The following is a 25,183-nucleotide window of genomic DNA, read 5'->3' on the forward strand; positions in this document are numbered from 1 at the left end:
TCTATTTCTGTTTCAGTTCACCTGCCGCTCTGTCCAAGGCTTGTTTAGGCGTTTTTTGCTGAGATTTAAGTGCATCGAACAACACGCTTCTGTTGACAAGGTCTGAAGCCTTGGCAAAATCCTCATGTAAATAAATCGGATTGATTTCATCCTTGATATCGAGCAGCACGGAAAAAATGCCTGTTCCGTTTTGGAAGTAATCCGTGTACTTGTTTTTCTCTTTCAATTCCTTGGAGCTCCAGACATCCCAGCGAAGCGGGTCAAACCCTAGTACGCTCCAGAGCTTTTTGTTTCCTTCTTTAGAGCCCTTCGCAAAGGCCAAAAACTCTTTTGCTAACTCAACATGCTTGGATTGCTTCGGTACAACAGTTGCCGTACCGCCCAAACCTGCCGAGCGGTCGCCCCCCTCTTTCCATGCCGGGAGCGGTCTGATGGCAATCTTCCCTTTCAGATCAGGCATATAATCGATAAATCTTCCCATATACCAAATCGGCATGAGGACTGAAGCAGCTCCTCCTTGGTTCATAAAGCCGTAGTATTCTTCACTGTGATGCCCGCCGCCCGGCGCAGGAATCATCGTTTTATCATTGATCATGTCTTTTAAATATTGAAGTGTTTTTACGTTGGTGTCATTATTGAGGATCAGCTTGCCGTTTTTATCAAAATAGCCTGAGTTTTGCTGTGAAATCATAGATAAGAACGTTGCGGAATCATTTGTTTCCACCGTTCCCATCGGCTTCCCGGTCACTTTGCGCACTTTCTGTCCGGCTTTATGGTAATCATCCCATGTTTTAATATCGTCAGGATTGACGCCGGCTTTTTTCATCACATCCATGTTATAAAACATGACCGTTGTCCCTACATGTGTATCGAGTCCGTAAAGCTTTCCGTTTTTGCTGTACAATGTCAGCCGCGCCTCAACGAATTTATCGCGATCCTTTTCAATCAGCGGAGTCAAGTCGGCAAGCGGTATGTCAGAGCCCTTCAAAAAGTTTGAAAAACGGGCCAATTCGACATCTGCAATATCAGGAACGCCTTCTCCCGCTATTAGGGAGATCGACAAGTTATCGTGCATTTGTCCATACGGATAAACGACCGTATTCAGCTTAATTTTGCGGTCAGGATATTTTTCATTCCATTCCTTCACCATTTCTACATAGAACTGCTCATGAAGTCCGTTAAATGTCCAAAAGGTCAGCTCGGTTTCACCCGACTTCCCGGATGATCTTTCTGCTGAACACCCGGCAATGACTAATGTCAGCAGCATCATGAGCACAAGAAAACAGACAGTCATTTTTTTCATCTGCGTTACCCCTTCCATTCGAGGTGCGGGCTATTCATATAGACCATGGTTGATCAGCGTTTTGTTTTCATTAATGATTCTTAATCCGGTGCAGCGGTCTCTTAAGGTGTGCGCATGTCTGAAGGCATTCTTGACGGAATCCTGCCCGACACCGATTTCGTCAAAATACGCAGGGCCTCCGGCTGATCTCAGCCAATCAGCCAGCACTTCTCCTTCCGGGAGAGTTTGATAAGCCGATTGGATGGCTTGCCGCCGGCTCGGTGAAAATTCGTTCAGCCCGTCATCCTGAGCGAGCTTTCTGTATGTGTCAGTTAATAAAACAGCTGCACAGCCCACCTTTGCCCCATGAAGAATCTGTGGCCGTTTTTTCTCCATTAATTCCATCTCAATCCAATGTGAAATGTGATGCTCTCCGCCTGATGCCGGGCGGGAATGATCTAATGCCAGCATGACAAGCCCCGATACAAGTAAAGACTCCATCAAAACCCGTATGCCAGTTTCCGTTTTCATCGCAATGTCTTCTGTGTGTTCAATGCAGGCAGCAAGCGCCTCCTGAACGATCTTAGCTCCTGCAGGCGAATAAGGCTCACCGGCAAGATGCCGGGATATTTCCCAATCTGCTAAAGACGTGATTTTACCGAGCATGTCACCAAAGCCAGCCGCCACCATTGACTGCGGTGCCGCTTTTAATAGATCCAGATCAGCGAACAGCGCAGATGGGGCCTTCGTTTGAATGGTTGTTTTCGTGCCGTATAAAATAATCGGCGCCCCTGCTGATGTAAAACCGTCTACAGATGGAGCAGTCGGATAAGAAATAAACGGCAAATCTCTTTGAAACGCCGCAAAGCGGACGATATCATGAATCGTGCCCGAACCGACTGCGATCATGACATCCGTTGGTTGTTTCGTATGGATCAGCACATGAATGAGCGATCGTTCATCAGCTGTCACATCTCCGGCTTCATTTTCTGGAATGATCAGGCACTCGGCCTGAAATCCTTCTTGATTCAGCTGATTTTCCAGATCAATTCCTGCAATGCGGTGTGTATTCGCGTCGCAGACAAGGACAATATGTTGATTGTTTTTTCGTTTCACATAATCCAAAAGCGAATCAGCTGCTTGTTTACCGAGAACAATTTCTTCAACTTTTATAGGCAACGTCTTTTCTCCGGCGTGTTCAAAAGCACGCTGAACGTCAGCTGCGATACGATTCATATCAGAATCCCCTCCTCAGCCAATTTGGTTACATCCTTAATAGAATCCAGCACATAATCCGGCGTGTACAAACGCTGTTCGCCCTGTTTCGCAGAACCAGTAAGCACTAAGGCGCTTTTCATGCCATAAAGCTTCCCCATCGCAATGTCAGATTCAATGCTGTCTCCTATAATCATGCATTCATGTGCGGACAGCCCCATCGCTGTACAGGCAGCCTCCGCCATCAGCCATGACGGTTTTCCGACAACAAGTTCAGTCTTCGCTTGAGCGGAAGCCTCTATCGCCCCAATCATTCCAGCCACATCAATGGCATTTCTGTCTTCGTTCGGAAAAGAGCGGTCTTTGTTTGTAGCAATGATACGAGCGCCGCTGGCAGCCGCTTGAAAGGCTTGATTTAAATCGTCGTACGTGAGCGTTTCATGAAGGGAGATCACGAGCCAATCCGCTTCCTTCGGTTCGCTCGCGTTCTGCACACCGGCCAGCCTCAGCTCGTCAACCAAGCCTTGCTCCCCAAGCACCCATACCTTTGAAAAACGATAATGTTTTTTCAGAAAAGCCGCTGTCACGCTTGATGACAGAACAATGTCGTTTACGTCCGTTTCAATCCCCGCGCCAAGAAGTTTTTTTCTGCACATGGCACGGGAGATATTCCCCCGGTTGCTTAAAAAGACGATTTTCTTTCCCATTCTCCTAAGCGTTTTGATCGCTTCTCTTGCTCCTTCGATCAACTCATTTCCTCTGAATACAGTACCGTCCAAGTCAATTAGAATGCCAGCCGGTGACACAGGCGTATCATGACTGGCCATAATACGCATTTGCTCCGTGTTTTCGATAAAAATGCTTTTCATGCAGGACTGTATTGATTGGGGTTACATCCTTGTTCAGCATAATGGAGTGATAGGCCATTTCGGCAACCGTTTCTAATACAACTGCGTTATGAATGGCATTTAAGGCGTCAGTGCCCCAGCAGAACGGTCCGTGATTATTCACGAGCACACCCGGCACCTGTTCGTAATTATGATGCTGAAAGGTTTCCGCTATGACTTTTCCTGTATTCAGTTCGTAGTCATGAATGATTTCTTCATCGTACATTTCTCGAGTACATGGAATCGCACTGTCAAAATAATCAGCATGGGTCGTGCCTAACGGAGGGATGTCTCTACCCGATTGCGCCCAGCTTGTCGCCCATTGAGAATGGGTATGGACAATTCCCCCGATATTCGGAAAGGCTTTATATAAATAAACATGGGTAGGTGTATCTGAAGAAGGCTTAAGCGAGCCTTCGACGACCTCTCCATCAAGGTTCAAAACAACCAAGTCATCTGCTGTAAGGTCGCTGTATTCGACTCCACTAGGTTTGATGACAATTCTTTCTTTTTCACGGTCAATGCCGCTGACATTTCCCCACGTAAAGGTTACCAGCTGATGCTCTTGAAGCTTCAGGTTGGCAGCCAGCACTTCTTTTTTTAATGTTTCAAGCATGCTCCATCACCCTTTATCAATTCTTTTTGGCGGCAGATGACAATTGAAGATTTTTGATCGTTTTCAGACGTTTCATGACATGGTTTTCTTTTCCGAAATAATGAACCAGCTCTTTATATTCAGCGTACAATTTTTCATAAACCGCGGCGTTTTCGGCATTTGGCGAATAAGTTATATCTTTCAGTTTTCCCATGTTCGCCGCTGCCTCTTTGATGTCATCGTAGCCGCCTTTTTCTTTGCCTGCTGCAAGCGCGCCGAAAATGGCAGATCCTAAGGCTGGGGCTTGCGGTGAACCAGAGATTTTAATGTCCATGTTTGTCACATCCGCATAAATCTGCATGACAAACGGGTTTTTCTCAGCTATTCCGCCCGCTGCGTATAGTTCCTCAATCGGAACACCGCTTTCTTTGAATGTTTCGATAATCATCCGGGTTCCGTAAGCTGTCGCTTCAACTAACGCTCTATAAATCTCTTCAGGCTTCGTCAGCAGTGTCATTCCAAGCAGCATCCCTGTTAAATCTGCATCAACAAGAGTTGAACGGTTTCCATTCCACCAATCTAAAGCAAGCAGGCCGCTTTCACCTGGCGCTTGATGGTTTGCTTTCTCACTCAGCAGCTCATGAACGCCAATGTTTTTTTCCTTTGCTTCCTCTTGATAAGCTGGCGGGACACATGTTTTCACAAACCAGTCAAAATGATCGCCGACACAGGACTGCCCGGCTTCATATCCCGCATAACCCGGAAGAATTCCGTTGTCCACAACGCCGCACATACCTGGAACGATATGCACCTCTTCACCAAGAAGAACATGGCACGTTGAGGTTCCCATAATCATCAGCATTTTCCCTGGCTCTGTAATGCCGACCGCCGGTACGGAAACATGAGCGTCCACATTGGCAACCGCAACAGCCGTTCCCGGGAGAAGCCCTGTCAGTTTTGCCATTTTTTCAGTCAGGCTGCCGGCTTTTTCTCCTACTGAATGAATAGAACCTGACAATTTGTCCTTTGTAATCGTTTTCATTGAAGGGTTTAATTTCTCAAAAAAATCATCTGACGGATACCCCGCTTTTTCACTCCACATCGCTTTATACCCTGCGGTACAGTTGCTTCGCTTGAGCGAGCCGCACAGCTGGTACACGATCCAGTCCGCAGCCTCGATGATCCGGTCAGCCGCTTCATAAATGTGAGGCGCTTCCTCGGCAATTTGCATGACCTTTGGAATCATCCATTCTGATGAAATTTTTCCTCCGTACCGCTGTAAAAAAGCCTCTCCTTCTTCTTCCGCGATTTGATTGAGCCGATCAGCATGTTTTTGGGCCGCATGATGCTTCCAGAGCTTCACATAGCTGTGCGGCTCCTCTTCATATTCAGGCAGCATGCATAACGGCTGCCCGCTGCTGTCAATAGGAAGGATCGTACATGCCGTGAAATCAATTCCAATCCCGATAATGTCTTTCGGTTCAACGCCCGTCTGTTCGAGTAAAGACGGAATGGTTGTTTCCAAGACTTCGAGGTAATCAGCAGGGTGCTGCAGCGCCCAGTCGCGCGGCAGCTTTTGACCCGTTTTTGGAAGGACGGTATCAATGACAGCATGCCTGTATTCTTTTACAGCAGCTGCAAGTTCCTCCCCTGTTTGGACATGAACGAGCACCGCTCTTCCTGATAAAGTTCCAAAATCAACCCCTATTGTGTAAGCCATGTGACATCCCCCTCTACTTTTGAAGCCGGTAAAGCGCCTCGTTCCATTTTAACTCGTGTTTCAGTTTATGAATTGTCGTATCACGGGAAATGAGAACACTTTCGATCCCCGCCATTTCCGCCCAATCAAGCATTTGCTCCGCTGTCAGTTCATAAGACAGGCAGGTATGATGTGCACCGCCGGCTAAAATCCATGCCTCCGCTGCTGTTTTCAATGACGGCTCCGGCTTCCAGAGAACACGGGCAACCGGTAAATTCGGCATGTCTTTTTCAATTTCCTGGCCGTTGACTTCATTCAGCACGAGGCGGAAACGCCCGCCAATATCAACAATGCTGGCTTGAATGGCAGAACCGCTGATGCCGTTAAATACAAAACGCGCAGGGTCCTCTTTGCCGCCAATCGAAAGCGGATGAACCTCAATTTTCGGCTGATCCAAAGCGACAGTCGGACACACTTCAAGCATGTGAGAGCCCAGAATCATTTCATTTCCCGGTTCAAAATGGTACGTGTAATCTTCCATGAAGGAAGTTCTTTTTCCTTTAGCCATGATTTTCATCATCCGTACAAGGGCCGCTGTCTTCCAATCTCCTTCACCGGCAAACCCGTAGCCTTTCTCCATCAGGCGCTGAACGGCAAGTCCCGGCAGCTGTTTCATTCCGTGCAGCACTTCAAACGATGTCGTAAACGCTGTGTATCCGCCTTGCTCAAGAAAAGCGGTTAAGCCAAGTTCAATTTTCGCCTGTTCTTTAATGGACGCTACCTTTGCTTCGTCACGTTTTGTTTCCTCACTGATCACATATAGTCTGTCATACTCGGCATAAAGCGTGTCAACCTCGTCGTCCGTAATGCGATCCATCACTTCAACGAGATCCCCGATGCCATATCCGTCAACCTGCCAGCCAAATTGAATATGCGCTCCCACCTTGTCTCCGTCTGTTACCGCGACATGACGCATGTTATCTCCAAATCTGGCAACCTTAATATGTCTGCTTTCATTTAATGCAGCCGCCGTATCCATCCACTGGGATATTTCTTTTTTCACTTCTTCATCATCCCAATAGCCGGCAATGACTTTTCGGCTAAGCCCCATTCTCGAGTTGATGTAACCGTACTCTCGATCGCCATGCGCGGATTGGTTGCTGTTCATAAAATCCATGTCAATCGTACCCCACGGGATATCGCGATTATATTGGGTATGCAAATGCATAAGCGGTTTTTGATAAGAGGAAAGGCCTTCTATCCACATTTTTGCAGGGGAAAATGTGTGCATCCATGTAATAATGCCAGCACATGTCTCACTGTACTCCGCTTCTCTTAACAGCTCTCTAATGGTTTCCGGTGAAGTGACGACGGGCTTATGAGTGATTTTATATCTGGAAGAAATCCCGCTGAGCCCCTCACAAATGCTTTTAGCATGCTGATCTACGAGTTCCAGCGTCTCTTCCCCGTATAGGTGCTGGCTTCCTGTCACAAACCAGAATTCATAATCCTTTGTCTGAAGCATGTAAACTGCCCCTTTCTCATAAAATAAAACGCTTTCAAATACAAAAGATACGTACTAATGATAGAAAATAAACCTATAAATAAATATTTGTACGAACAATTTTATTATAGTAATTGACTATTATACTGTCAATCTTTTCTTTTTAAAAAAGCCGGGGGCAGAGCCCGGCTTTTTGATTCAATAGGACGGCCAGCCCGAGCTCCAATTCAAATCATTGATGAGAAGCTTCGGAATGCCATTGTCATTGGCATCATAGGCATGGCGAACAAGAATATTTCCATTTACAATATCCTGGCCTCCAGGCCCTTTCCATTGGTCATTGCCCGAATCCAAAATAGTACCTCCGCCTTCAAGCATGCTTTTTCCGCTTTTATCAAGATAAGGGCCTGTAATGTTTTTGGATCTTCCGTAAGCAATTTTGTACGTACTGTTTACCCCGTCACAGCATTTATCAAAGGAAACCATTAAATAATAGTAACCATTTTGATACGTCAGAGTAGGGGCCTCCAGCGCACCGCCATTATTCGGTCTGGCTGCAATCGAATAGAGCGAACCTGTAGGCTTCATCGTACTCTTATCGAGCTTGGTCAGCTTAATGCCGGTCCAAAACGAGCCGAACGCGAGCCACGGGTTGCCATCCTTGTCGAATGTCAGCTCCGGATCAATGGCGTTATAATTATTTGAGCTTGTCGAACGAATCACCAAGCCCTCGTCCTTCCAGCTCCCCGAACTGATGCTTGTTGAAGATGCCAGGCCAATGGCAGATGTATTGCTTCCAAAAGAAGAAACGGAATAATACAGCCAGTACTTGCCGTTATAGTATTGGATGTCCGGCGCCCATTGGTTTTGACCATAATTCGGCACATAATTGGACCACCACGATAGCGGTGTACTGAAAATAGATCTTTGTACGGTCCAATTTTTAGCGTCTGAAGACTTCAACACCCGCAGTCCCCGTTCTTCATTAAGCCCTGTTCCGAGCGCATACCATGAGCTCCCCTCTTTAATCATAGTCGGGTCATGAAGCAGCTCATTGGATGCACCCCAAAATGCTGCCTCTGCAGGAGCAGCGGAAGTGAATATCAAACCTGCAGCCAGAGCGGCACTCGAAAAATGTAAGAAGCGTTTCCATGTTTTTTTCTTTTTCAATTTTGTTTAACCTCCTTTATATTAGAAAGCGCTTACAAATTAGATTGTTTATCCTCCCTTCCTGTCAAATCGAGCTGCGTATCGTATATCGTCATGTTCAGGAAATTTTCGGTATCCCCTTTATTGTAGTCACTATGCTGTAATTTGTACAGACAAAAAAATAGAATCCGCCTCAATAGGCGGATTCTTCCGTATCTTTATTGGTACGTAATTTCGTCAACCGTTTTTCGGTCTAACTTCTTAATGACTTCTGTAATTAACTTTACCGCGTTTTCATAATCATCACGATGCAGCATGGCCGCGTGCGTATGAATGTAGCGGGTTGCAATGGTAATGGACAGCGCAGGAACGCCATTTGCCGTCAAATGGATGGCACCCGAATCAGTTCCGCCGCCGGCAATGGCATCAAATTGGTACGGAATGCCGGCTTCCTCCGCAGTGGCTACAACTGCATCGCGCAAACCTTTGTGAGAGACCATGGATGCATCGTAAACAATAATCTGCGGGCCTTTGCCCATTTTGCTCTGCGCTTCCTTCTCGGAAATGCCAGGCGTGTCTCCTGCTATCCCTACATCAACACCAAACGCAATATCAGGCTGAATGGTGTGTGCAGCCGTTTTCGCTCCCCTCAGGCCGACTTCCTCCTGCACGGTTCCGACGCCATACACTATATTTGGATGATCTGTGTTTTGTAAGTTTCTTAACACATCAATTGCAATCGCACAGCCGATGCGGTTGTCCCAGGCCTTTGCGAGTAGGAATTTTTCATTGTTCATGACCGTAAACTCAAAATGCGGAACGATCATATCTCCCGGAAGTACACCCCACTCCAAGGCTTCTTCCCGGCTTGAAGCTCCAATATCAATAAACATGTCTTTTATTTCCACTGATTTTTTTCTTGCTTCAGGAGACAAAATATGAGGCGGCTTAGATCCGATAACCCCTGTGATTTCTCCTTTTTTTGTGACAATGGTGACGCGCTGGGCAAGCATAACCTGAGCCCACCATCCGCCAACGGTTTGAAAACGGATAAAGCCTTTATCTGTGATTTGTGTCACCATAAAGCCGACTTCATCCAAATGTCCGGCGATCATAATTTTCGGGCCGTTTTCTGCACCAGTTTTTTTGGCAATTAAACTGCCCAGGCGATCTGTTGTCACCTCATCAGCAAATGGTTCTATGTATGATTTCATCACTTGCCTTACTTCTCTTTCATTGCCCGGTATGCCTTTTGCATCTGTTAAATCTTTCAGCATGGTCAATGTTTCATCTAATTTTGCCATGTTCCAAACCCTCCTTCATCAGTCCTGCATTCTTATTATACAAAACATGGCGCTAACCATACGACTATTTCACTTGAAAATCGGGTATATGTTTTACAGCTTTCTTTTAGAAAAAGTGAAACCTTTTTCTATGCTTTTCGTATTACATCAGATCATCACAATAAGGGAGGTGCCTTCACACAATGTTTGTCATGGTTCTAAGGATTATTTTGCTTGCACTTTTTGCTTATTGTATTTATGCCGTGGTCAAATATGTCGCGAATCCTAAGAGAAGGCTTAAGCTGGCCCAATCAAAAGAACATTTTTATATTATTGATGAACAAAACAATACCCGGAAGAATTTTCAGCTGACGTATAAAGGCGTGCTTTTTGAGGGAGAAAAGCATATTCCTTCCAAGGATCATCCGCTGTTTATTCACACGATCTTTGTCTGGACAGAATCTCCTGAGAAGCTGAAACATTTCTCTGCAAAAGATTTTGAGAACATTGAAGAAAAAGTGCTGGAACGATATCCAAATTGTAAGATTGACTGGGACCAGCCCATTAAACTCGCAAAAAAAGCAGAAGAGCGTTAAACGCTTTTCTGCTTTTTATAAATCAAACGGGCTGTAGTAAATAGCGATGAGAATCGCTTCAATTACCAGAAGAAGCGGTACTCCATACTTAAAAGAAGCGTGTTTCGTTTTATGTCTGAAGGTTTGCATGCCAAGCCAGACACCGAGCGCTCCAAACACGATGGCTATCATCCACAGCCGGTCTTCAGAAATTCTCCACTTGTGCTGCTGCGCTTTGCGTTTGTCAATGCCCATCACCCAAAAACCGCACAGATTAATCAACACCAAATAAGCAGCAATAATCATGTTGCCTCATCCTTTATATAGAAAAAGCCGCTCTGCTGGAGAGCGGCTCTATATGATTACTTGTTTAATTGAGCTTTAGCAGCATCAGCAAGCTGATTGAATGCAGTAAGATCGTTTACAGCAAGATCAGCAAGCATTTTACGGTTTACTTCGATACCAGAAAGCTTAAGACCGTGCATTAAACGGCTGTAAGAAAGGCCGTTCATGCGAGCAGCTGCGTTGATACGAGTGATCCAAAGTTTACGGAAATCACGTTTTTTCTGACGACGGTCACGGAAAGCATAGTTTCCAGATTTCATGACCTGCTGGTTAGCTACTTTGTATAATGTATGTTTTGAACCGAAATAACCTTTTGCTAATTTAAGAACCTTTTTACGACGCTTACGTGTAACAGTTCCGCCTTTTACTCTTGGCATTGAATTTCCCTCCTAATTGTTCCTTATCCGATTACTTGATGTTAGCAAGCATTTGTTTGATACGTTTGAAGTCTCCTGCGCTTACAACAGCACTCTTGCGAAGCTTACGCTTTTGCTTTTGAGATTTGTTGGCGAATAAGTGACTTGTGTACGCGTGAGAACGTTTTAACTTCCCAGAACCTGTCTTTTTAAAACGTTTAGCAGATCCGCGGTGAGTTTTCATTTTTGGCATGGGATTTCCTCCTTATTGCTTTTCGTTTTTCGGTGCGAGCATTAAGAACATGCTGCGGCCGTCCATTTTTGGTTTTGTTTCGACTGTCGCAACCTCAGCACATGCTTCGGAGAAACGGTCTAATACACGCTGACCGATTTCTTTATGAGTGATTGCGCGTCCTTTAAAGCGGATAGAAGCTTTCACTTTATCGCCTTTTTCAAGGAATTTAATCGCATTGCGCAATTTCGTGTTAAAGTCATGCTCATCGATTGTCGGACTTAACCGAACTTCTTTTAAGTTAATGATTTTTTGATTCTTGCGTGCTTCTTTTTCCTTTTTCTGCTGCTCAAATCGGAACTTACCGTAGTCCATGATTCGGCAGACAGGCGGTTTTGCATTCGCTGCAACTAACACAAGGTCAAGATTTGCGCGGCCGGCGATTTCAAGTGCTTCCTGACGGGACTTGATTCCAAGCTGGTCGCCATTTTGTCCGATTAAACGGACCTCACGTGCACGGATACCCTCATTAACCAATTGATCTTTGCTAATAATGAGCCACCTCCATAGTTTCTTCGAATTGATTCACAACTCATTTTGAATGCATTTTGCAGGCAAACAAAAAGTGTGGGCATTAAAAACACCCACACTACGAACATCTGTATCAATAAAAATGTACGGTCAACCTGCCAACTACATGCTTGTGTCAATCAGGTGAGAAGCGGGTGCTTCTGCTTGTGATTTATATTCAATTCAATAACTATTCTACACAATACCGGATCTTTAGTCAAGGACGACTTATCCGGAACAACTTTTACATTGTAACATGGGTTTTCTATGAGCGCAAGAGAGAAAAAGAAAATCTTTCAGCCTCACCAAGATGCAAAGAACCAACAATTCCCCCTTATTTCGCAATTTACAACAAAACCACCGACAGGAAGAAATGTAAAACAAAGTTAATCTTTGACCGATATAAGAAGCAGAAGGGAGCCTGACACATGAACAAACTGATACAGCTTGCTTTATTTTTCACATTGATATTAACCGGTTGCTCGAATATCAGCACATCTTCCGAATCAAAAGTCGAAACTGTTAAGACAACTGCAGCATTTCCTCAAAAGGGGCTGGAGAAAGAGCTAAAAAAACTAAAACCCATTTCATTGGACATGAAGTTCGAGAGTCCACTTGCTACTGAGTTAGGAAAGCGGAAGGCAAAAGAAGAAGCTGAAAAGCAAAGACAAATCGCCGCAGAGAAAAAGCTTGAAAAAGAGCGGGAGGCGAAACGAAAGAAACAGCAGGAGGAAAAAGCAGAGAGACAGCGATTAGCAGAGCAGCAGGCGGCGGAGAATCAGCGATTAGCGGAAGCAAAAAGACAAGCTGAACTTGAAAGACAGCGGCAGGCAGCAATCCAAAAAGAGCAGAAAGCGAACGCTGAGAAAAAGCGGCAATCACAGGCACAACGGCAGCAGACCGAGGCACCCTCATCTAATAGTAAAAATCTACCATCTTCCTCGAGTCAGACAGATAAAACCATTCAACAGCCAGCTTCAGAGCTTCCTGATGGCGATGGTTATGGTTATGAAGAACGAAAAAAGTGGCATGACGATCAAGTAGAATGGGGCATTAAACAAGGGTATATCGATCCCGAAGACGCACCATAAAATAAAAAAAGCCAAGGCATTCAGCCTTGGCTTATCCTCCGATCAGCTGCACGAACACAGGAATGACCAGAACCGTTACCACTCCTACTACGACAACAGCAATACTTGCCATCGCAGCTTCAACTTCTCCCATCTCAATCCCGACCGCTACACCAAGTGCATGTCCGGATGTTCCAAGAGCCAAGCCTTTAGAAATCGGATTTTTCACTTTAAACACCTTCAAGAACAATGCCCCGAGCGCATATACGATGACAGCGTTAAAGATGACCGCAAAGGCTGTGATGTCGCTGATGCCCCCGATGCCTTTTGATAAAGGAAGCGCAATTGCCGTTGTAGCCGCCTGCGGAAGCATGCTTTTCATTACGGCCGAATCGAGATGAATTCCTTTAGCGAGCAAATAAACAATCGTGACAGAGCAGATAGAGCCGGCAATAATGGAGGCCATGATTTGCCACCAGTATTTTTTAAGCTTATCTCTTTGTTTGTACAAAGGAATTGCAAATGCGATCGTTGCCGGTTCAAGGAAAAACTTAATGATTTCTCCCCCGTTATTATAATCCGCGTAGGAAAAACCGCCGATTTTTAAAAATGCGATCCCCAGCACCATGGCAACAAACAAAGGAGTGAAAAGGAAGAAGCCTTTCGTTTTCTTAAATAAAAAGGTGCCGATGCCGAATGCAGCAAGTGATACGACAATCCCAAAATAAGGACTCATTGTGCTTTCCATGTGAAGAACCTCCTGTTTCCCTTAATGGTGAACGAGTTCGTTATTGTTCTGCGGGCTTTGCACTGTTTTTATTTTCATGTCCGCTGCGGTTTTGCGTTTTCCGCTCAGCGAAAGAATCAGCTGAGAAAACAATCCCGTAGCCCCCAGTAAAATAATCGTTGCGAGCAGAATGACAAGAACAATTTGCAGGCCGTATTGCTGCATCACACCAAGCGAATTCATAACAGATATACCTGACGGAACAAATAAAAATCCGATCAGAGAGGTTAAAGACGTTCCGAGCGTTTCCACTTGTTCCAGTTTAATGACTTTCAAACATAATAGGAGAAATAATAAGACCAACCCTACAACCGATGCCGGGATAGGTATTGGGACAATAGCGGCAATCATATTCGAAACCAGCATAATGACGGCAAAAATAAATGCTTGTGTTAAAAACCCGTACACTTTTTTAGCACTCATTTTCTTCACCTCTTTCTCTTTGGTACCCTCATTATAAATAAGAATTCTCTGTTATAAAGCGCTTACAAGATAACTTGCCGAATAGCGGGTCTGAGTTGCAGAATCAAATGGCTGAAATGCAAAAAGCCGCCCATCAAATATGGAGCAGCTTTTTCAATTCCTTCGCATATGTCCGGCTGACCGGTATTTTCGATTCGTCTTTCATGATCAGATTATACGTTGAATTAAACCATGGCTGAATTTCTTTAATATATTCGGTATTCACGACAAAGCTCCGATGGACGCGGATAAAATCAGAATCCGGCAGCTTTTTCTCAATCACAACGAGTGTATCGCTGACCGTATAAGAATGATCGAAGGTTTTTACATTGACATGACCATTTTCTGTTCCGGCATAAATAATGTCCTTCGTATCCACAATCACAATCGATTCCCCCACAGATAGCGCGAGCTTGTGCTGGCCAGCATGGCTGTTTTGCTCTGTTTCTACAATATCCCGATTGACTTTTTTATATTTTTTCAGCGTTTGCTGAATTCTTTCTTCATCGAAAGGCTTGGTTAAATAATCAAGAGCGTCCACCTCAAACGCTTTGAGCGCATACTGGTCATACGCTGTAGCAAACACAACAGCAGGAGGATGTTTCATTTTCTTCAATCGCTTTGCGATATCAAAACCGTTTTCTCCGGATAAATCAACGTCTAAAAACAGCAAATCAGGTTTTTGATCCATCATTTGGTCAAAAGCGGATTCGATATTTTCCGCTTCATTGATTTCCATTTCCTCATTGGTCCGCTTAAGCAAGTAAGCCAGTTCATCTCTTGCCAGCATCTCATCATCAACTATTAACACCCTGAGCATGTTCTTCTCCCTCTTTCATCTGTTGCATTGGCACTTGAAAGGAAACCTCTGTCCCTTTATGAACCTCACTGCTGATATGCAGTGCAGCCTGCTGTCCGAATAAACCGATCAGCCGCTGATTTAGGTTATAAAGCGCTGTACCGGTTCCCTCCTTAGACGGAAACGGTTTCTTTCCCAGTTCCGGCAAGACGTCCGGCGGAATTCCGCGTCCGTTATCCGCCACCTTCATATAGACGGATGCATCATCAGATAAGACACAGACTGTAACCTTGCAGATGTCTTGTTTTTTCGGAAACGCGTGCCGAAGCGCGTTCTCGACAAGCACCTGCAAAACAAACGGAGGGATTTCAATCTGCTCCAGTCTTGTGTCGATCTTAAGCTCAATTTTATATTTCCCGGGAAAACGCGCCTGTTCTAATGACAAATAGGCGTTTAGATGGTTCAGCTCCTTTGAGAGCGGGATCAGCAGCTGTCTCGCTCCTTGAAGGTTTGAACGAAAATAAACACTGAGCTGCAATAGGAGCTTACGGGTTTTTTCAACATCTGTACGGCATAGCGCAGAAATCGTGTTGATCGCATTAAATAAAAAATGCGGATTCACCTGTGCTTGAAGCGCTTTAATTTCAGCATCCTTGAGAAGTTTGCTTTGCAGCTCTGCTTCCCCAAGCTCAAGCTGTGTCGAAAACAGCATGGCCAGCCCCTCGGCAAGTTCCTCCTCTACCTGACTCAGGCCTGCCGGGCTTTTAAAGTACATTTTTAAGGTGCCGATTGTATTGCCGTTCGATGTCAGCGGCAGGACAATTGCAGCGTGCAAAGGGCATTCAGCATGCGTGCATTCAATCTCTTCCTGCGAAATCGCCTTCATAATATGCCCTGTTTTAATCACCTTTTTGGACAGGCCGGTGATCAAACTTTTCGATGGGATGTGGTGATCCATTCCCGCACCGACATGCGCAAGGATCTTTTCTTTGTCAGTGAGAGACACCGCATCTGTTCCTGTCAGCTTATGGATAATAGCCGCTACACTTTTACAGGAGTTTTCATTTAATCCTTGGCGAAAAAATGGAAGTGTCTGATCAGCAATCGTCAGCACTCGATGCGTTTCGAGAGCTCTTGCCTGTTCTTCCTTGCGAATGATCGCTTGAATAATAGACAGAAAAATAAAACTGCCTGTTCCATTGATGAGTATCATCGGAATTCCGATCATGCTGACAAGCTCCCAAGCGTCACTGAACGGCTTTGCCATCAGCAAAATAATGATCATTTGCAGTGACTCCATGCCGATTCCCACAAGAGCGGCGATGCGCGGTGTCGGCATTCGATATCGCTTCGTAAAATACCTGCCGATCAAGCCTGCAAGAACACCCGCTAAAATAGATGATACGGCACAGCTTAAAGCCGTGCTGCCACCGAGTGAAAAACGATGCAGGCCCGCCAGTATGCCGATCCCAGCTCCTACAAACGGACCTCCGAGAAGGCCCCCGATTTCCACGCCCAAAATACGGGTATTCGCGATAGAGCCCGATGGATCTATCGTAAACACCCAGTCATTGTTTACAATCATATTTCTTTGAATTTCGATGCCTGTATAATTGCTGATGATGCTGAAAAGAGAAAAAATTGAAATTAAAATCGCTTTTCCTTTATAGCCGTCCTGATTCTGAAGAGCTTGTCTGAAAAGTTTCGTATGGGCGAGAATGAACCCCAATATAACAATAATCCCCACTCTTTCCAGCATCATAATCATTAAATGAATCATTCATGTCACCTGTTCTTTCCGTTTTCATTCTAGCATGTTTTCGTTTTACGGCTGACTGTTTTTTTAAAATCGTCTGAAAACATATTTCACAAGGCTTTTATCTATTGTAAAATAAAACATGAGCCTTTTGGCAGAAAGATTTGAATCTGAAGCAGAGGAGAAGATCATGAAAGCCGTATTTTTTGATTTAGATGATACACTACTTTGGGACGAAAAAAGCGTCAGAACAACATTTGCAGAAACTTGCTTACAGGCGGAGAAAAAATATGGCCTTGACCCTGAGGAATTCGAAGCAGCTGTTCGCGAAGCGGCAAGAGAATTGTACATGTCATATGAGACGTATCCATATACAGTGATGATCGGCATTAACCCGTTTGAAGGACTGTGGTCCAATTTCTCAGAGCCAATCAGTGAAGGCTTTCAAAAGCTGAACAAGATTGTGCCGGAGTACAGAAAAAATGCATGGACAAACGGACTGAAAGCGCTTGGAATCGATGATCCTGCATATGGCGAATACTTGGGAGAGTTTTTTGCGGCAGAGCGCAGAAAACGCCCGTTTGTATATGATGAAACTTTTGCTGTACTCGATCAATTAAAAGGCAAGTATGAATTATTGCTTTTGACAAATGGCGATCCGAGTCTGCAAAAGGAGAAGCTTGCCGGCGTACCTGAGCTCGCTCCTTACTTCAATGAAATCGTCATTTCGGGCGCATTCGGCAAGGGCAAGCCGGATGTTTCAATTTTTGAACACTGCCTTAAGCTGATGAATATTAAAAAAGACGATGCCATCATGGTCGGCGATAATTTGAATACTGATATTTTAGGCGCTTCAAGAGCCGGAATCAAAACCGTTTGGATCAACAGGACGGATAAGAAAAACGAAACTGACGTAATGCCTGATTACATCATCAGCAGCCTTCATGATTTGTTTCCTATATTAGAGAAATAAAAAAGCATGATCTCTTCAATGAGATCATGCTTTTTTATTTTATTTTTTCGCTTCAGCTACTGCCTTTTTCACAAACTCTTCAAGAGAAATCGTTTCAGAGTTCTGTTCTCCGTATTTACGCACGTTTACCGCGCTGTTTTCTGCTTCTTGGTCACCGACCACCAGCATGTAAGGGATTTTTTGCATTTGCGCTTCACGGATTTTGTAGCCGATTTTTTCATCGCGGCTGTCGACTTCAACACGCAGGCCTTCACGCTGCAGGCGTTCCTGCACTTTTTTCGCGTAGTCTAAATGCACAGCCGGAGAAACCGGGATGACTTGGAACTGAACCGGAGCAAGCCATGTCGGCAGCGCGCCTTTGTGTTCTTCGATTAAGAAGGCAACAAAGCGTTCCATTGTTGAAACGACACCTCTGTGAATGACAACCGGACGGTGCTGCTTGCCGTCCTCACCGATGTATGTCAGGTCGAAACGTTCCGGCAATAAGAAATCAAGCTGAACCGTAGACAGTGTTTCTTCTTTTCCGATCGCAGTTTTCACCTGAACATCAAGTTTAGGGCCGTAGAATGCCGCTTCACCTTCTGCTTCGTAATAGTCGTGGCCGATTTCGTCCATTGCCTCTTTCAGCATGGATTGCGCTTTGTTCCACATTTCATCATCATCAAAATATTTCTCTGTATCTTCCGGATCGCGGTAAGACAGACGGAATGTGTAATCACTTAAACCGAAGTCTTCATATACATCCTGGATTAAACGGACTGTACGGATAAACTCATCCTTAATTTGATCCGGGCGCACAAAGATGTGTGCATCATTTAACGTCATCCCACGTACCCGTTGAAGCCCTGACAGCGCACCTGACATTTCATAGCGGTGCATCGTTCCAAGCTCCGCAATACGAATCGGAAGCTCGCGGTAACTGTGAATGTCTTGTTTGTAAATCATCATATGGTGCGGGCAGTTCATCGGACGCAATACAAGTGTTTCATTGTCCATTTCCATCGGAGGGAACATGCCTTCCTGATAATGATCCCAGTGTCCTGATGTTTCATACAGCTCTTTGCTCCCAAGCACAGGTGTGTATACGTGCTCATAGCCGAGGCTGATTTCTTTATCGACAATGTAACGCTCGATGACGCGGCGGATTGTCGCGCCTTTTGGCAGCCAAAGCGGCAGGCCTTGTCCGACTTTTTGAGAGTTCGCAAACAGCTTTAATTCTTTGCCGAGCTTTCTGTGGTCGCGTTCTTTCGCTTCTTCTAGCATACGAAGATGCTCTTCAAGATCAGCTTTTTTGAAGAAAGCTGTACCATATACGCGCTGAAGCATTTGGTTTTTGCTGTCGCCGCGCCAGTATGCGCCTGCAAGGCTTAACAGCTTAAATTCTTTGATTTTTCCGGTTGAAGGAACATGGACGCCGCGGCACAGGTCAAAGAATTCGCCTTGCTCATAGATCGAAACGGTTTCTCCTTCAGGAATCGCATCCAATAGTTCAAGCTTCAGGTCGTCGCCGATTTCCGCAAAACGGGCTTTCGCTTCTTCACGGCTGACTTCTTTTCGAACGATCGGAAGGTTCGCATTAACGATTTTTTTCATTTCTTTCTCGATTTTCGGCAGATCCTCCGGTGTAATCGCTTCGTCCATTTCTACATCGTAGTAAAACCCGTTTTCGATAACCGGACCGACGCCGAATTTAACATCCTTGTAGATGCGTTTAATCGCTTGAGCCAGCAAGTGAGCCGTACTGTGGCGCATAATTTGAAGACCTTCTTCTGAGCCTTCTGTAATGATTTCCACTGTACCGTCTTCATTGATCGGCGTTCTCAAATCGATTTCTTTTCCGTTCAGTTTTCCGGCTAATGATTTTTTCTTTAATCCCGGACTGATGGATGCCGCGATATCTTCTGTTGTTGTTCCTTTCGCAAACTCCTTGACTGCTCCATCAGGAAATGTGATTTTTACCATATCTGACATCTTTGTCACTCCTTTTTTTGCATATAAAAACCCCGCCCCCTATGAAAGGGACGAGGTTGAATAAACGGAATCGTGGTTCCACCCTTTTTTCCGCAAAGCCAATACACGGCACCTGCGGCTCTAAGCTCTGTAACGGGAGTTCCCGTCAGCCATTACTGTTCCTTTTCAAGAGGTTCACAGCTGAAGTTCAAAGGCGGTAAAGCGAATGGTCCTTAGCTGGGAAGCTTGCAGCCAGGGCTTCCCTCTCTTTGAGCCGGTATCATTCCTTCGTGTCCTTATCAATACGTGTGTCTTTCTTAATCTCCTATGTATTATAAATTGTTCAATCCAAAAAATCAACACGATCGCGTTTCCTTTTTTTAAACCGACAGCCTTATATAGACAGGCTGCCGGCCCTCATCCTTCCGAGTGCTTCACCGGTATTTCTGCATCTGAAAAAGCGTGCAGCGGGAGCATTTCCACTCTCTCTTGAAATACGTTTTGAATGGTCCTTGCCATCATGTGCTCGGGCTGGTCGGTATAAAGCACGACTTCATCAGGCGCAATGGAAATCAGCGGCGCGAGCAAATGAGAATCAATATACATAGGATGATCCCGGACAAATCTTCTGTCTATGTATTTCATTTTTTCCCGTTCCGGCAAATAGCGCAGCTCCCATAATGTAAAGGAACCATCATGGACAATATGCACTTTTTTGATTCGCGGCTGTTTGGCGTTCACATAGTCTCTGAGTGTTTGAATAAAGTTTTGATATTCCTGTTCCATCTTATATTCATCAATCGCTGCTTCTGTAATATCTCTCAGCTGCTTATAGTATGATCCAAGTCGGAAGGTCTGAAAGGAGCGAATGTAAAATACTCCTTCCTCTAAACAGATCGTTTGGAGTTCATCCAAAATAGATTGTTTCCGTGAAAGCTTCAGCGGCTCAAACGGGAGATCGTCTGCTTCACCTTCAATAATACTGTGTGCGAGCTGAAGGATTTGCTGCTGTTCATCCTGGTCCGTGAAACAATAAGTTTCCTCAATCAATGACAGCATATGCTCGTCTTCTTTGCATTCCAAAAAAAATTTGACCAGAATCGGCTCCATAAAACGCTGAATAGGAAAAGCCGGATTCGCTTTTTCAATCCCGATTTTTCGTATGCCTTCACGGACAATGATATTGTTCCGATCGTCCGAATGCTGAATGAGATGTAAAAAAGCGGCTGCATCATGGTCATCTTCAAAGATTATTTCAAGCATGTTTGTCCCCCCTTACGGCATCTGTTACAAGTATATGGGGGATGTTTTTAAAATAGACGTAAAGGTCACTGGCAAATCTTAATTTGATTCTTGGAACAAGTTTTGCATTTTCTTTCTGAAGATAAATGGCAGCGAGATAAACACGATATACAGAGCGAGGACAAGAAAGAAAGCTGGCAGATTGCCAGTCAAAAAGCTTGCTCCCAGCACATTCAGCGCAATCGTCCCAGGGATGATTCCCACAGCCGTCGCCGCAAAATACGGCAGCGCTTTGACATTGGAAAGGCCTGCCGCATAGCTGACGAAATCAAAATTGATCGGCAGGATTCTCAATAGAAAGATATAGAAAAATCCGTTATCCTCCATTTGCTTCTGAATGGCTTCAAGCCTTTCGTAATGCCCGTGCTTTTTCGCCGCAAACAAACCGGCCGCAAAAAACGAAACAGCTGAAGCGCACATTGAACCGACTAACGTATAAAACGTGCCGAGAAGCGGGCCAAACGCAAGTCCGCCAGCTATTGAAATAACAGACACCGGAAATAAAACAAGTGGCCTGACGATGGATATCCCGATAAACATCAGAGGTGCAAAGACTCCGAACGACAATACCCATACCCTGATCTCTTTCGGCGATACATTCAAATATATTTTATTTCCCCAAAAGATTAAACCTGCACCTGCCAGCACTGCCAGCCATTTGACAGCCGTTTTTCGTTTCATACCCTCAGTTCCTTCCCCTTTGAACCACAGCAATTACGGATGGCGGCGGTTTTCTCCGTCAAGGCGGATCGGAGCAGCCAAATATAATATCCGCTCCATTAATCTTGCTGCTTTTACTTCTTCCTTTTCCCCCCTTTGCGAATACGTAAAATGATGCTTCAGCTCGTCAGGTGAGAAATTAGAAGAAAAGAAAGTAGGCAGCTGCTGGGACATTCTGTGCTGAAGCACCGTTCCGATGACTTCATCCCTTACCCAGCTTGTCATTGATTCTGCTCCGATGTCATCAAGCATCAATACGGGTGTGGTCTTTACCATATTGAGCTTCTCTTCCAATGTCTGGTCTTGCAGCGAATTCTTAAGCTCTCTCACAAATTCAGGCACATAGACAATCATGGAGGAATACTCTTTTTCTGCCAGCTCATTGGCAATCGCAGCGAGCATAAACGTTTTTCCTACCCCGAATTTCCCGTATAAATATAATCCTTTCCCTTTTCCCGTCTCATTATAGCTTTTCAGGAAGTCTGTAACATGCTGAAACATCGCGAGCCTGCTTGGGTCACTGATATCAACTTGCTGGAACGTCGCTCCGAGAAGATCCTGCTGGATATACATGCTTTTCATAAGAGACTTTTGTTTCTTCTGCTGGTCAAGCTTCCGTTTGACTGGACATTCATAATACTCGATATCAATAGACCGCCCATTGACAACAAGCTTTGGATGGTATCCCTCCAACAAATTGTTGCAGTTTTCATCTTCCGAACAATAGGAGCAATTCTTGCTTTGTTCGATATATTCATAAAGCTTATTTAAGCTCTTTTCGATCATTTTTTGGTCAATCACTTCTTCGTTTTCCTTCAAAAATGCTTGAACATCTTGATCTTTCATGACTTTTTCCTTCATTTGTTCAAGACGTTTTTGGAAATCCGGCCTGCCGGTTACGCCCTGCAGGGAACGGCCGATTGGTTCCATCTATTCCTTCACCCCGCATCTCTGTCTTTAATAGGCAGAGTATTTTTTCAGTTTTTGCATTTCTTCCATCATCTTTTTCTTCTGTTCTTCCAAATCCTGCGGATGCAGCTTCTGCTGTCCGGATTCTGAGTCAGACGCTGTTTCCTTTTCTGTCATCCAATCAGGAAGCTTTTCTTCACGAATCACTTTTTGGTTTCGTTTCGAAGACTTTGTTTTTCCCTCAGCCCATTCAAGGTACTGGCGGTTTTCTTCTATTGCGAGCTTCATCGCTTCCCTGACCGTTTTCACCTTTTTGCGTGCCCAATGCGAAGCGATTTTTTGGATATAGTTTTTCGACAGCTTCATGTCGGTTTTCAGCATGACATAATAAATTAACACATTTGTGACGCCTGGCTCGAGCTTCTGTTCGAACATAATTTCTTCTATGATCTTCAGATCAGCTTTTGACGGCTCTGTTCCGTCAGCAATGTCCTGCAGAAGCTTCTTCGGGGAAATCGCCTCAAGCAATGCAATCAGCTTCCCATCCAGAGAATCCTCTTCTGCCGGTTTTTCGCCTTCACGCAGATGCACCGGCTGTGTTTTTTCCACCAAATCGGGCAGCTGTCCGTTTCTTTCAATTTGATACCAGTCGCTCGCCGCTTTTCTTAATGCCTCCGTCGTAATGACGTCACGCTCATCAATTGCGCTCATCACAACATTTTGCATTTGCAAAGGGTCAATTCCGTACAGATAAGAAAGCTTTTTGATTGTGTCCCGCACCTGCTGGGTCATCGCTTTTCTCGGTATCATCGTCTCAGAAAGTCCCGCTAAAAACAAATCAAAATCAAACACATCCTCCGTTATGGTGTAGGACGGAGACTGTCCGACAGAAGTATACTCGGACCCCTCGGCAAGCCTTACCGTTTCCTCCATATCGGATGTGAGCTTCCATTCACTCGGCTGCAGCGATTCAAACGCATGATTAAACGGACGCGTAATGTCCTTCGCATCTTCTGAAATGGCCGGGTGCGTAAAAAATTGTTTTAATTGCTGATATTTCGTTTTTCCGACCCTATTATACAGAAAAACATTCAGCATTCCGTCTTCAAAAAATTCATTTGGTCTGAGCGGCGGAAGGAGTTCATATATAAAGAGGCGCTCCTGCCGCTCGGATTCTTTCATATATACTTTCAGCAATCCGATGCCCTCGAGCTTCCCCTGTTCCTGATGGATCGTTTTTAAGTTGGACTGTGTCATCCCCATCAGCTGTCTATGTGTGGACTCTCCGCCCCACAGACGGTTTTGTTCAAGCTCTCCCCACAATGTCATATAAAGAGAGAATGCAACAGGGCCGATTAAGGGCTGGTACAGTTGTGTAATAATTTGTCTGTCAATATCCTGCAGCATCGATCTGCTTTTAACCACATACGGGTCTACAGGCAGTACATCTTTCCAATAGTCAGCCATACATTCTCAAACCTTCCGAATTTGTTTCTACCTTTCATTTTACACCGTTTCTTATATCTATCAAATGCCAATTTTGCACATGAGAAAAGAGCTAGAAGAATCCTCTTAGCTCTTTTAACGCTCTTTCTTTATTAAGTCTTTTAATTCATCGATAAAGACGTTTATATCTTTAAACTGCCGATAGACGGACGCGAACCGCACATATGCGACTTCGTCAATCTTAGCCAGCCGGTCCATGACCATTTCTCCGACGAGCTCACTCTTCACCTCGGAGCAGCCTTGATTGCGAAGCTCTTTTTCAATATCAAAGCACATGTCTTCAAGCGTTTTGAGTGAAACAGGCCTTTTTTCACATGCTTTTATGAGGCCGCGCAGCATTTTTTCTCTGCTGAATTCCTCACGCACACCTTCTTTTTTCACGACGATGAGCGGGGTTTCCTCCACTTTCTCAAAGGTCGTAAACCGGTAGTGGCAGGATTCGCACTCGCGTCTTCGGCGAATCGACTTTCCGTCATCCACAGGCCGTGAATCAAGGACTCGTGTTCCGTTATGCTGGCATGAAGGACATTTCAATAAAATCAGCTCCCAACTATATCGTTCCCTGCAATGTATTTTCGGCAGCCTCCGCCTTTTAAAAATAGATGTGACAGCATCTGTCGGGAGAGCCGGTGTTAAATTTGTTTCTTTAGCATTAGGTGGTTTGTGAAAATCTCCTTCTTATTTTACAAAAAAAATGAAAAAAGAAAAAGCTGACACTCTCGTTTCTTTATAAAAATAAAAGGAGCATAAGCTAAAAAGCGCATAATGGCTTTCTAGCTTCAGCTCCCTTTGTGTTCGCAATTTACTTTATAGTACTTTCGCTTGCGCCTGTTTAATTTGCACAGGCCCCATTCCTCTTGGTATTTCAATGTTTTCTCTTGTATCAGCATGTAATGCCTCTGCAATGTAATCAGCAGCGACATTAGGGTCTAAGTCTCCACAAGTATAAACATCAATGCTCGCATATCCGTGCTCAGGAAAACTGTGAATCGTTAAGTGTGATTCAGAAATAATCACAACTCCGCTTACGCCTTGCGGTGCAAATTTGTGAAATGCAACCTCGCGCACCTCAGCACCTGATTTTAGAGCAGCATTTACAAACGTTTTTTCAATAAAATCCATGTCATTCAGCTTATCAAAATCGCATCCCCATAGCTCGGAGATAACGTGACGCCCCATTGTTTCCATAGTCATGGACCCCCCTTAACAAGAATTAAAAAGTGAAATTCCAACAACTGGGTCGGCCATTTACCACGG

26 protein-coding genes and 1 other annotated feature are annotated in these 25,183 nt (G+C 44.8%); of the genes, 3 read left to right on the top strand and 23 right to left on the bottom strand.

Features of this window, described 5'->3' with window-relative positions; translation table 11 throughout:
• Position 1: 1 nt before the first annotated feature.
• The 8 genes from NYE56_RS14360 to NYE56_RS14395 form a co-directional block, all read right to left on the bottom strand.
• A complete protein-coding gene (locus NYE56_RS14360; protein WP_268555695.1) occupies positions 2–1,303 on the bottom strand; it encodes an ABC transporter substrate-binding protein in 1,302 nt (433 codons plus the stop codon).
• Positions 1,304–1,333: 30 nt separating this feature from the next.
• Positions 1,334–2,518 carry a sn-glycerol-1-phosphate dehydrogenase gene (gene egsA, locus NYE56_RS14365; RefSeq protein WP_032726363.1) on the bottom strand — a complete coding sequence of 395 codons (1,185 nt, stop codon included), beginning with the start codon at positions 2,516–2,518 and terminating at the stop codon, positions 1,334–1,336.
• Entirely contained in the window at positions 2,515–3,333 is an 819-nt protein-coding gene (gene araL / locus NYE56_RS14370) for a sugar-phosphatase AraL (RefSeq protein WP_341284400.1), read from the bottom strand. Before araL ends, egsA begins: the two co-directional genes overlap by 4 nt.
• A complete protein-coding gene (gene araD, locus NYE56_RS14375) occupies positions 3,311–4,000 on the bottom strand; it encodes an L-ribulose-5-phosphate 4-epimerase (protein ID WP_003229501.1) in 690 nt (229 codons plus the stop codon). Before araD ends, araL begins: the two co-directional genes overlap by 23 nt.
• 16 nt (positions 4,001–4,016) lie before the next feature.
• Entirely contained in the window at positions 4,017–5,699 is a 1,683-nt protein-coding gene (gene araB, locus NYE56_RS14380) for a ribulokinase (protein WP_341284011.1), read from the bottom strand.
• Between the two features lie 13 nt (positions 5,700–5,712).
• Positions 5,713–7,203 (bottom strand): L-arabinose isomerase, encoded by a 1,491-nt coding sequence (gene araA, locus NYE56_RS14385; RefSeq protein WP_339245289.1) that lies wholly within the window; start codon positions 7,201–7,203, stop codon positions 5,713–5,715.
• Between the two features lie 177 nt (positions 7,204–7,380).
• Complete coding sequence (gene abnA / locus NYE56_RS14390; protein WP_268555689.1) at positions 7,381–8,352, bottom strand: arabinan endo-1,5-alpha-L-arabinosidase AbnA; 972 nt, start codon at positions 8,350–8,352, stop codon at positions 7,381–7,383.
• Between the two features lie 197 nt (positions 8,353–8,549).
• Complete coding sequence (locus NYE56_RS14395) at positions 8,550–9,635, bottom strand: M42 family metallopeptidase (RefSeq protein WP_003229495.1); 1,086 nt, start codon at positions 9,633–9,635, stop codon at positions 8,550–8,552.
• Between the two features lie 182 nt (positions 9,636–9,817).
• On the opposite strand from NYE56_RS14395, the gene ysdB reads away from it, so the two are divergent.
• Positions 9,818–10,210, top strand: a complete 393-nt coding sequence (gene ysdB, locus NYE56_RS14400) for a sigma W pathway protein YsdB (protein ID WP_003229493.1) — start codon at positions 9,818–9,820, stop codon at positions 10,208–10,210.
• A 15-nt stretch (positions 10,211–10,225) separates the two neighbouring features.
• On the opposite strand, the gene NYE56_RS14405 is transcribed toward ysdB, so the two are convergent.
• Genes NYE56_RS14405 through infC form a run of 4 tightly spaced genes read right to left on the bottom strand, consistent with a single transcriptional unit; the run spans position 10,226 to position 11,677 of the window.
• Positions 10,226–10,495, bottom strand: coding sequence for a DUF1294 domain-containing protein (locus NYE56_RS14405; RefSeq protein WP_341284012.1), 270 nt, complete (start codon positions 10,493–10,495; stop codon positions 10,226–10,228).
• Between the two features lie 56 nt (positions 10,496–10,551).
• Positions 10,552–10,911, bottom strand: coding sequence for a 50S ribosomal protein L20 (gene rplT, locus NYE56_RS14410; RefSeq protein ID WP_003222420.1), 360 nt, complete (start codon positions 10,909–10,911; stop codon positions 10,552–10,554).
• A gap of 31 nt (positions 10,912–10,942) precedes the next feature.
• Positions 10,943–11,143, bottom strand: a complete 201-nt coding sequence (rpmI, locus tag NYE56_RS14415) for a 50S ribosomal protein L35 (protein ID WP_003222418.1) — start codon at positions 11,141–11,143, stop codon at positions 10,943–10,945.
• A 12-nt stretch (positions 11,144–11,155) separates the two neighbouring features.
• Positions 11,156–11,677, bottom strand: coding sequence for a translation initiation factor IF-3 (infC, locus tag NYE56_RS14420; RefSeq protein ID WP_010886591.1), 522 nt, complete (start codon positions 11,675–11,677; stop codon positions 11,156–11,158).
• A gap of 58 nt (positions 11,678–11,735) precedes the next feature.
• Positions 11,736–11,865, bottom strand: a sequence feature (ribosomal protein L20 leader region).
• Between the two features lie 255 nt (positions 11,866–12,120).
• Between infC and NYE56_RS14425 the strand changes: the two genes are divergently transcribed.
• The gene (locus tag NYE56_RS14425; protein WP_341284013.1) at positions 12,121–12,783 is read left to right on the top strand and encodes a hypothetical protein; all 663 of its coding nucleotides are present in this window, start codon (positions 12,121–12,123) and stop codon (positions 12,781–12,783) included.
• 31 nt (positions 12,784–12,814) lie between these two features.
• Here NYE56_RS14425 and lrgB read toward each other — a convergent pair whose 3' ends face one another.
• The 4 genes from lrgB to lytS form a co-directional block, all read right to left on the bottom strand.
• Positions 12,815–13,510: an antiholin-like protein LrgB gene (lrgB, locus tag NYE56_RS14430; RefSeq protein WP_003229482.1), complete on the bottom strand. Its 696-nt coding sequence runs from the start codon at positions 13,508–13,510 to the stop codon at positions 12,815–12,817.
• Between the two features lie 21 nt (positions 13,511–13,531).
• Positions 13,532–13,972 carry an antiholin-like murein hydrolase modulator LrgA gene (gene lrgA / locus NYE56_RS14435; RefSeq protein ID WP_341284014.1) on the bottom strand — a complete coding sequence of 147 codons (441 nt, stop codon included), beginning with the start codon at positions 13,970–13,972 and terminating at the stop codon, positions 13,532–13,534.
• A gap of 133 nt (positions 13,973–14,105) precedes the next feature.
• Positions 14,106–14,831, bottom strand: coding sequence for a two-component system response regulator LytT (gene lytT, locus NYE56_RS14440; RefSeq protein ID WP_326210189.1), 726 nt, complete (start codon positions 14,829–14,831; stop codon positions 14,106–14,108).
• Positions 14,809–16,590, bottom strand: a complete 1,782-nt coding sequence (gene lytS, locus NYE56_RS14445) for a two-component system sensor histidine kinase LytS (RefSeq protein WP_019712906.1) — start codon at positions 16,588–16,590, stop codon at positions 14,809–14,811. Before lytS ends, lytT begins: the two co-directional genes overlap by 23 nt.
• Before the next feature lie 166 nt (positions 16,591–16,756).
• Between lytS and NYE56_RS14450 the strand changes: the two genes are divergently transcribed.
• Positions 16,757–17,539: an HAD family hydrolase gene (locus NYE56_RS14450; RefSeq protein ID WP_326210192.1), complete on the top strand. Its 783-nt coding sequence runs from the start codon at positions 16,757–16,759 to the stop codon at positions 17,537–17,539.
• A 39-nt stretch (positions 17,540–17,578) separates the two neighbouring features.
• Here NYE56_RS14450 and thrS read toward each other — a convergent pair whose 3' ends face one another.
• From thrS to speD, 7 genes are all read right to left on the bottom strand, one after another.
• A complete protein-coding gene (gene thrS / locus NYE56_RS14455) occupies positions 17,579–19,510 on the bottom strand; it encodes a threonine--tRNA ligase (protein ID WP_326210194.1) in 1,932 nt (643 codons plus the stop codon).
• Between the two features lie 396 nt (positions 19,511–19,906).
• Positions 19,907–20,752, bottom strand: coding sequence for a putative sporulation protein YtxC (gene ytxC / locus NYE56_RS14460; protein WP_341284015.1), 846 nt, complete (start codon positions 20,750–20,752; stop codon positions 19,907–19,909).
• A 78-nt stretch (positions 20,753–20,830) separates the two neighbouring features.
• Positions 20,831–21,472, bottom strand: coding sequence for a TVP38/TMEM64 family protein (locus NYE56_RS14465; RefSeq protein WP_341284016.1), 642 nt, complete (start codon positions 21,470–21,472; stop codon positions 20,831–20,833).
• A gap of 33 nt (positions 21,473–21,505) precedes the next feature.
• Positions 21,506–22,441, bottom strand: a complete 936-nt coding sequence (gene dnaI, locus NYE56_RS14470) for a primosomal protein DnaI (protein WP_014480531.1) — start codon at positions 22,439–22,441, stop codon at positions 21,506–21,508.
• A 27-nt stretch (positions 22,442–22,468) separates the two neighbouring features.
• Positions 22,469–23,887: a replication initiation membrane attachment protein DnaB gene (dnaB, locus tag NYE56_RS14475; protein ID WP_015251489.1), complete on the bottom strand. Its 1,419-nt coding sequence runs from the start codon at positions 23,885–23,887 to the stop codon at positions 22,469–22,471.
• Between the two features lie 114 nt (positions 23,888–24,001).
• Positions 24,002–24,460, bottom strand: a complete 459-nt coding sequence (gene nrdR, locus NYE56_RS14480) for a transcriptional regulator NrdR (protein ID WP_003223586.1) — start codon at positions 24,458–24,460, stop codon at positions 24,002–24,004.
• A gap of 273 nt (positions 24,461–24,733) precedes the next feature.
• Complete coding sequence (gene speD, locus NYE56_RS14485) at positions 24,734–25,114, bottom strand: adenosylmethionine decarboxylase (RefSeq protein ID WP_003223584.1); 381 nt, start codon at positions 25,112–25,114, stop codon at positions 24,734–24,736.
• Positions 25,115–25,183: the final 69 nt, after the last annotated feature.

The organism is Bacillus sp. FSL R5-0603 (assembly GCF_038050295.1).
In the GTDB taxonomy this organism is placed as follows: domain Bacteria; phylum Bacillota; class Bacilli; order Bacillales; family Bacillaceae; genus Bacillus; species Bacillus subtilis.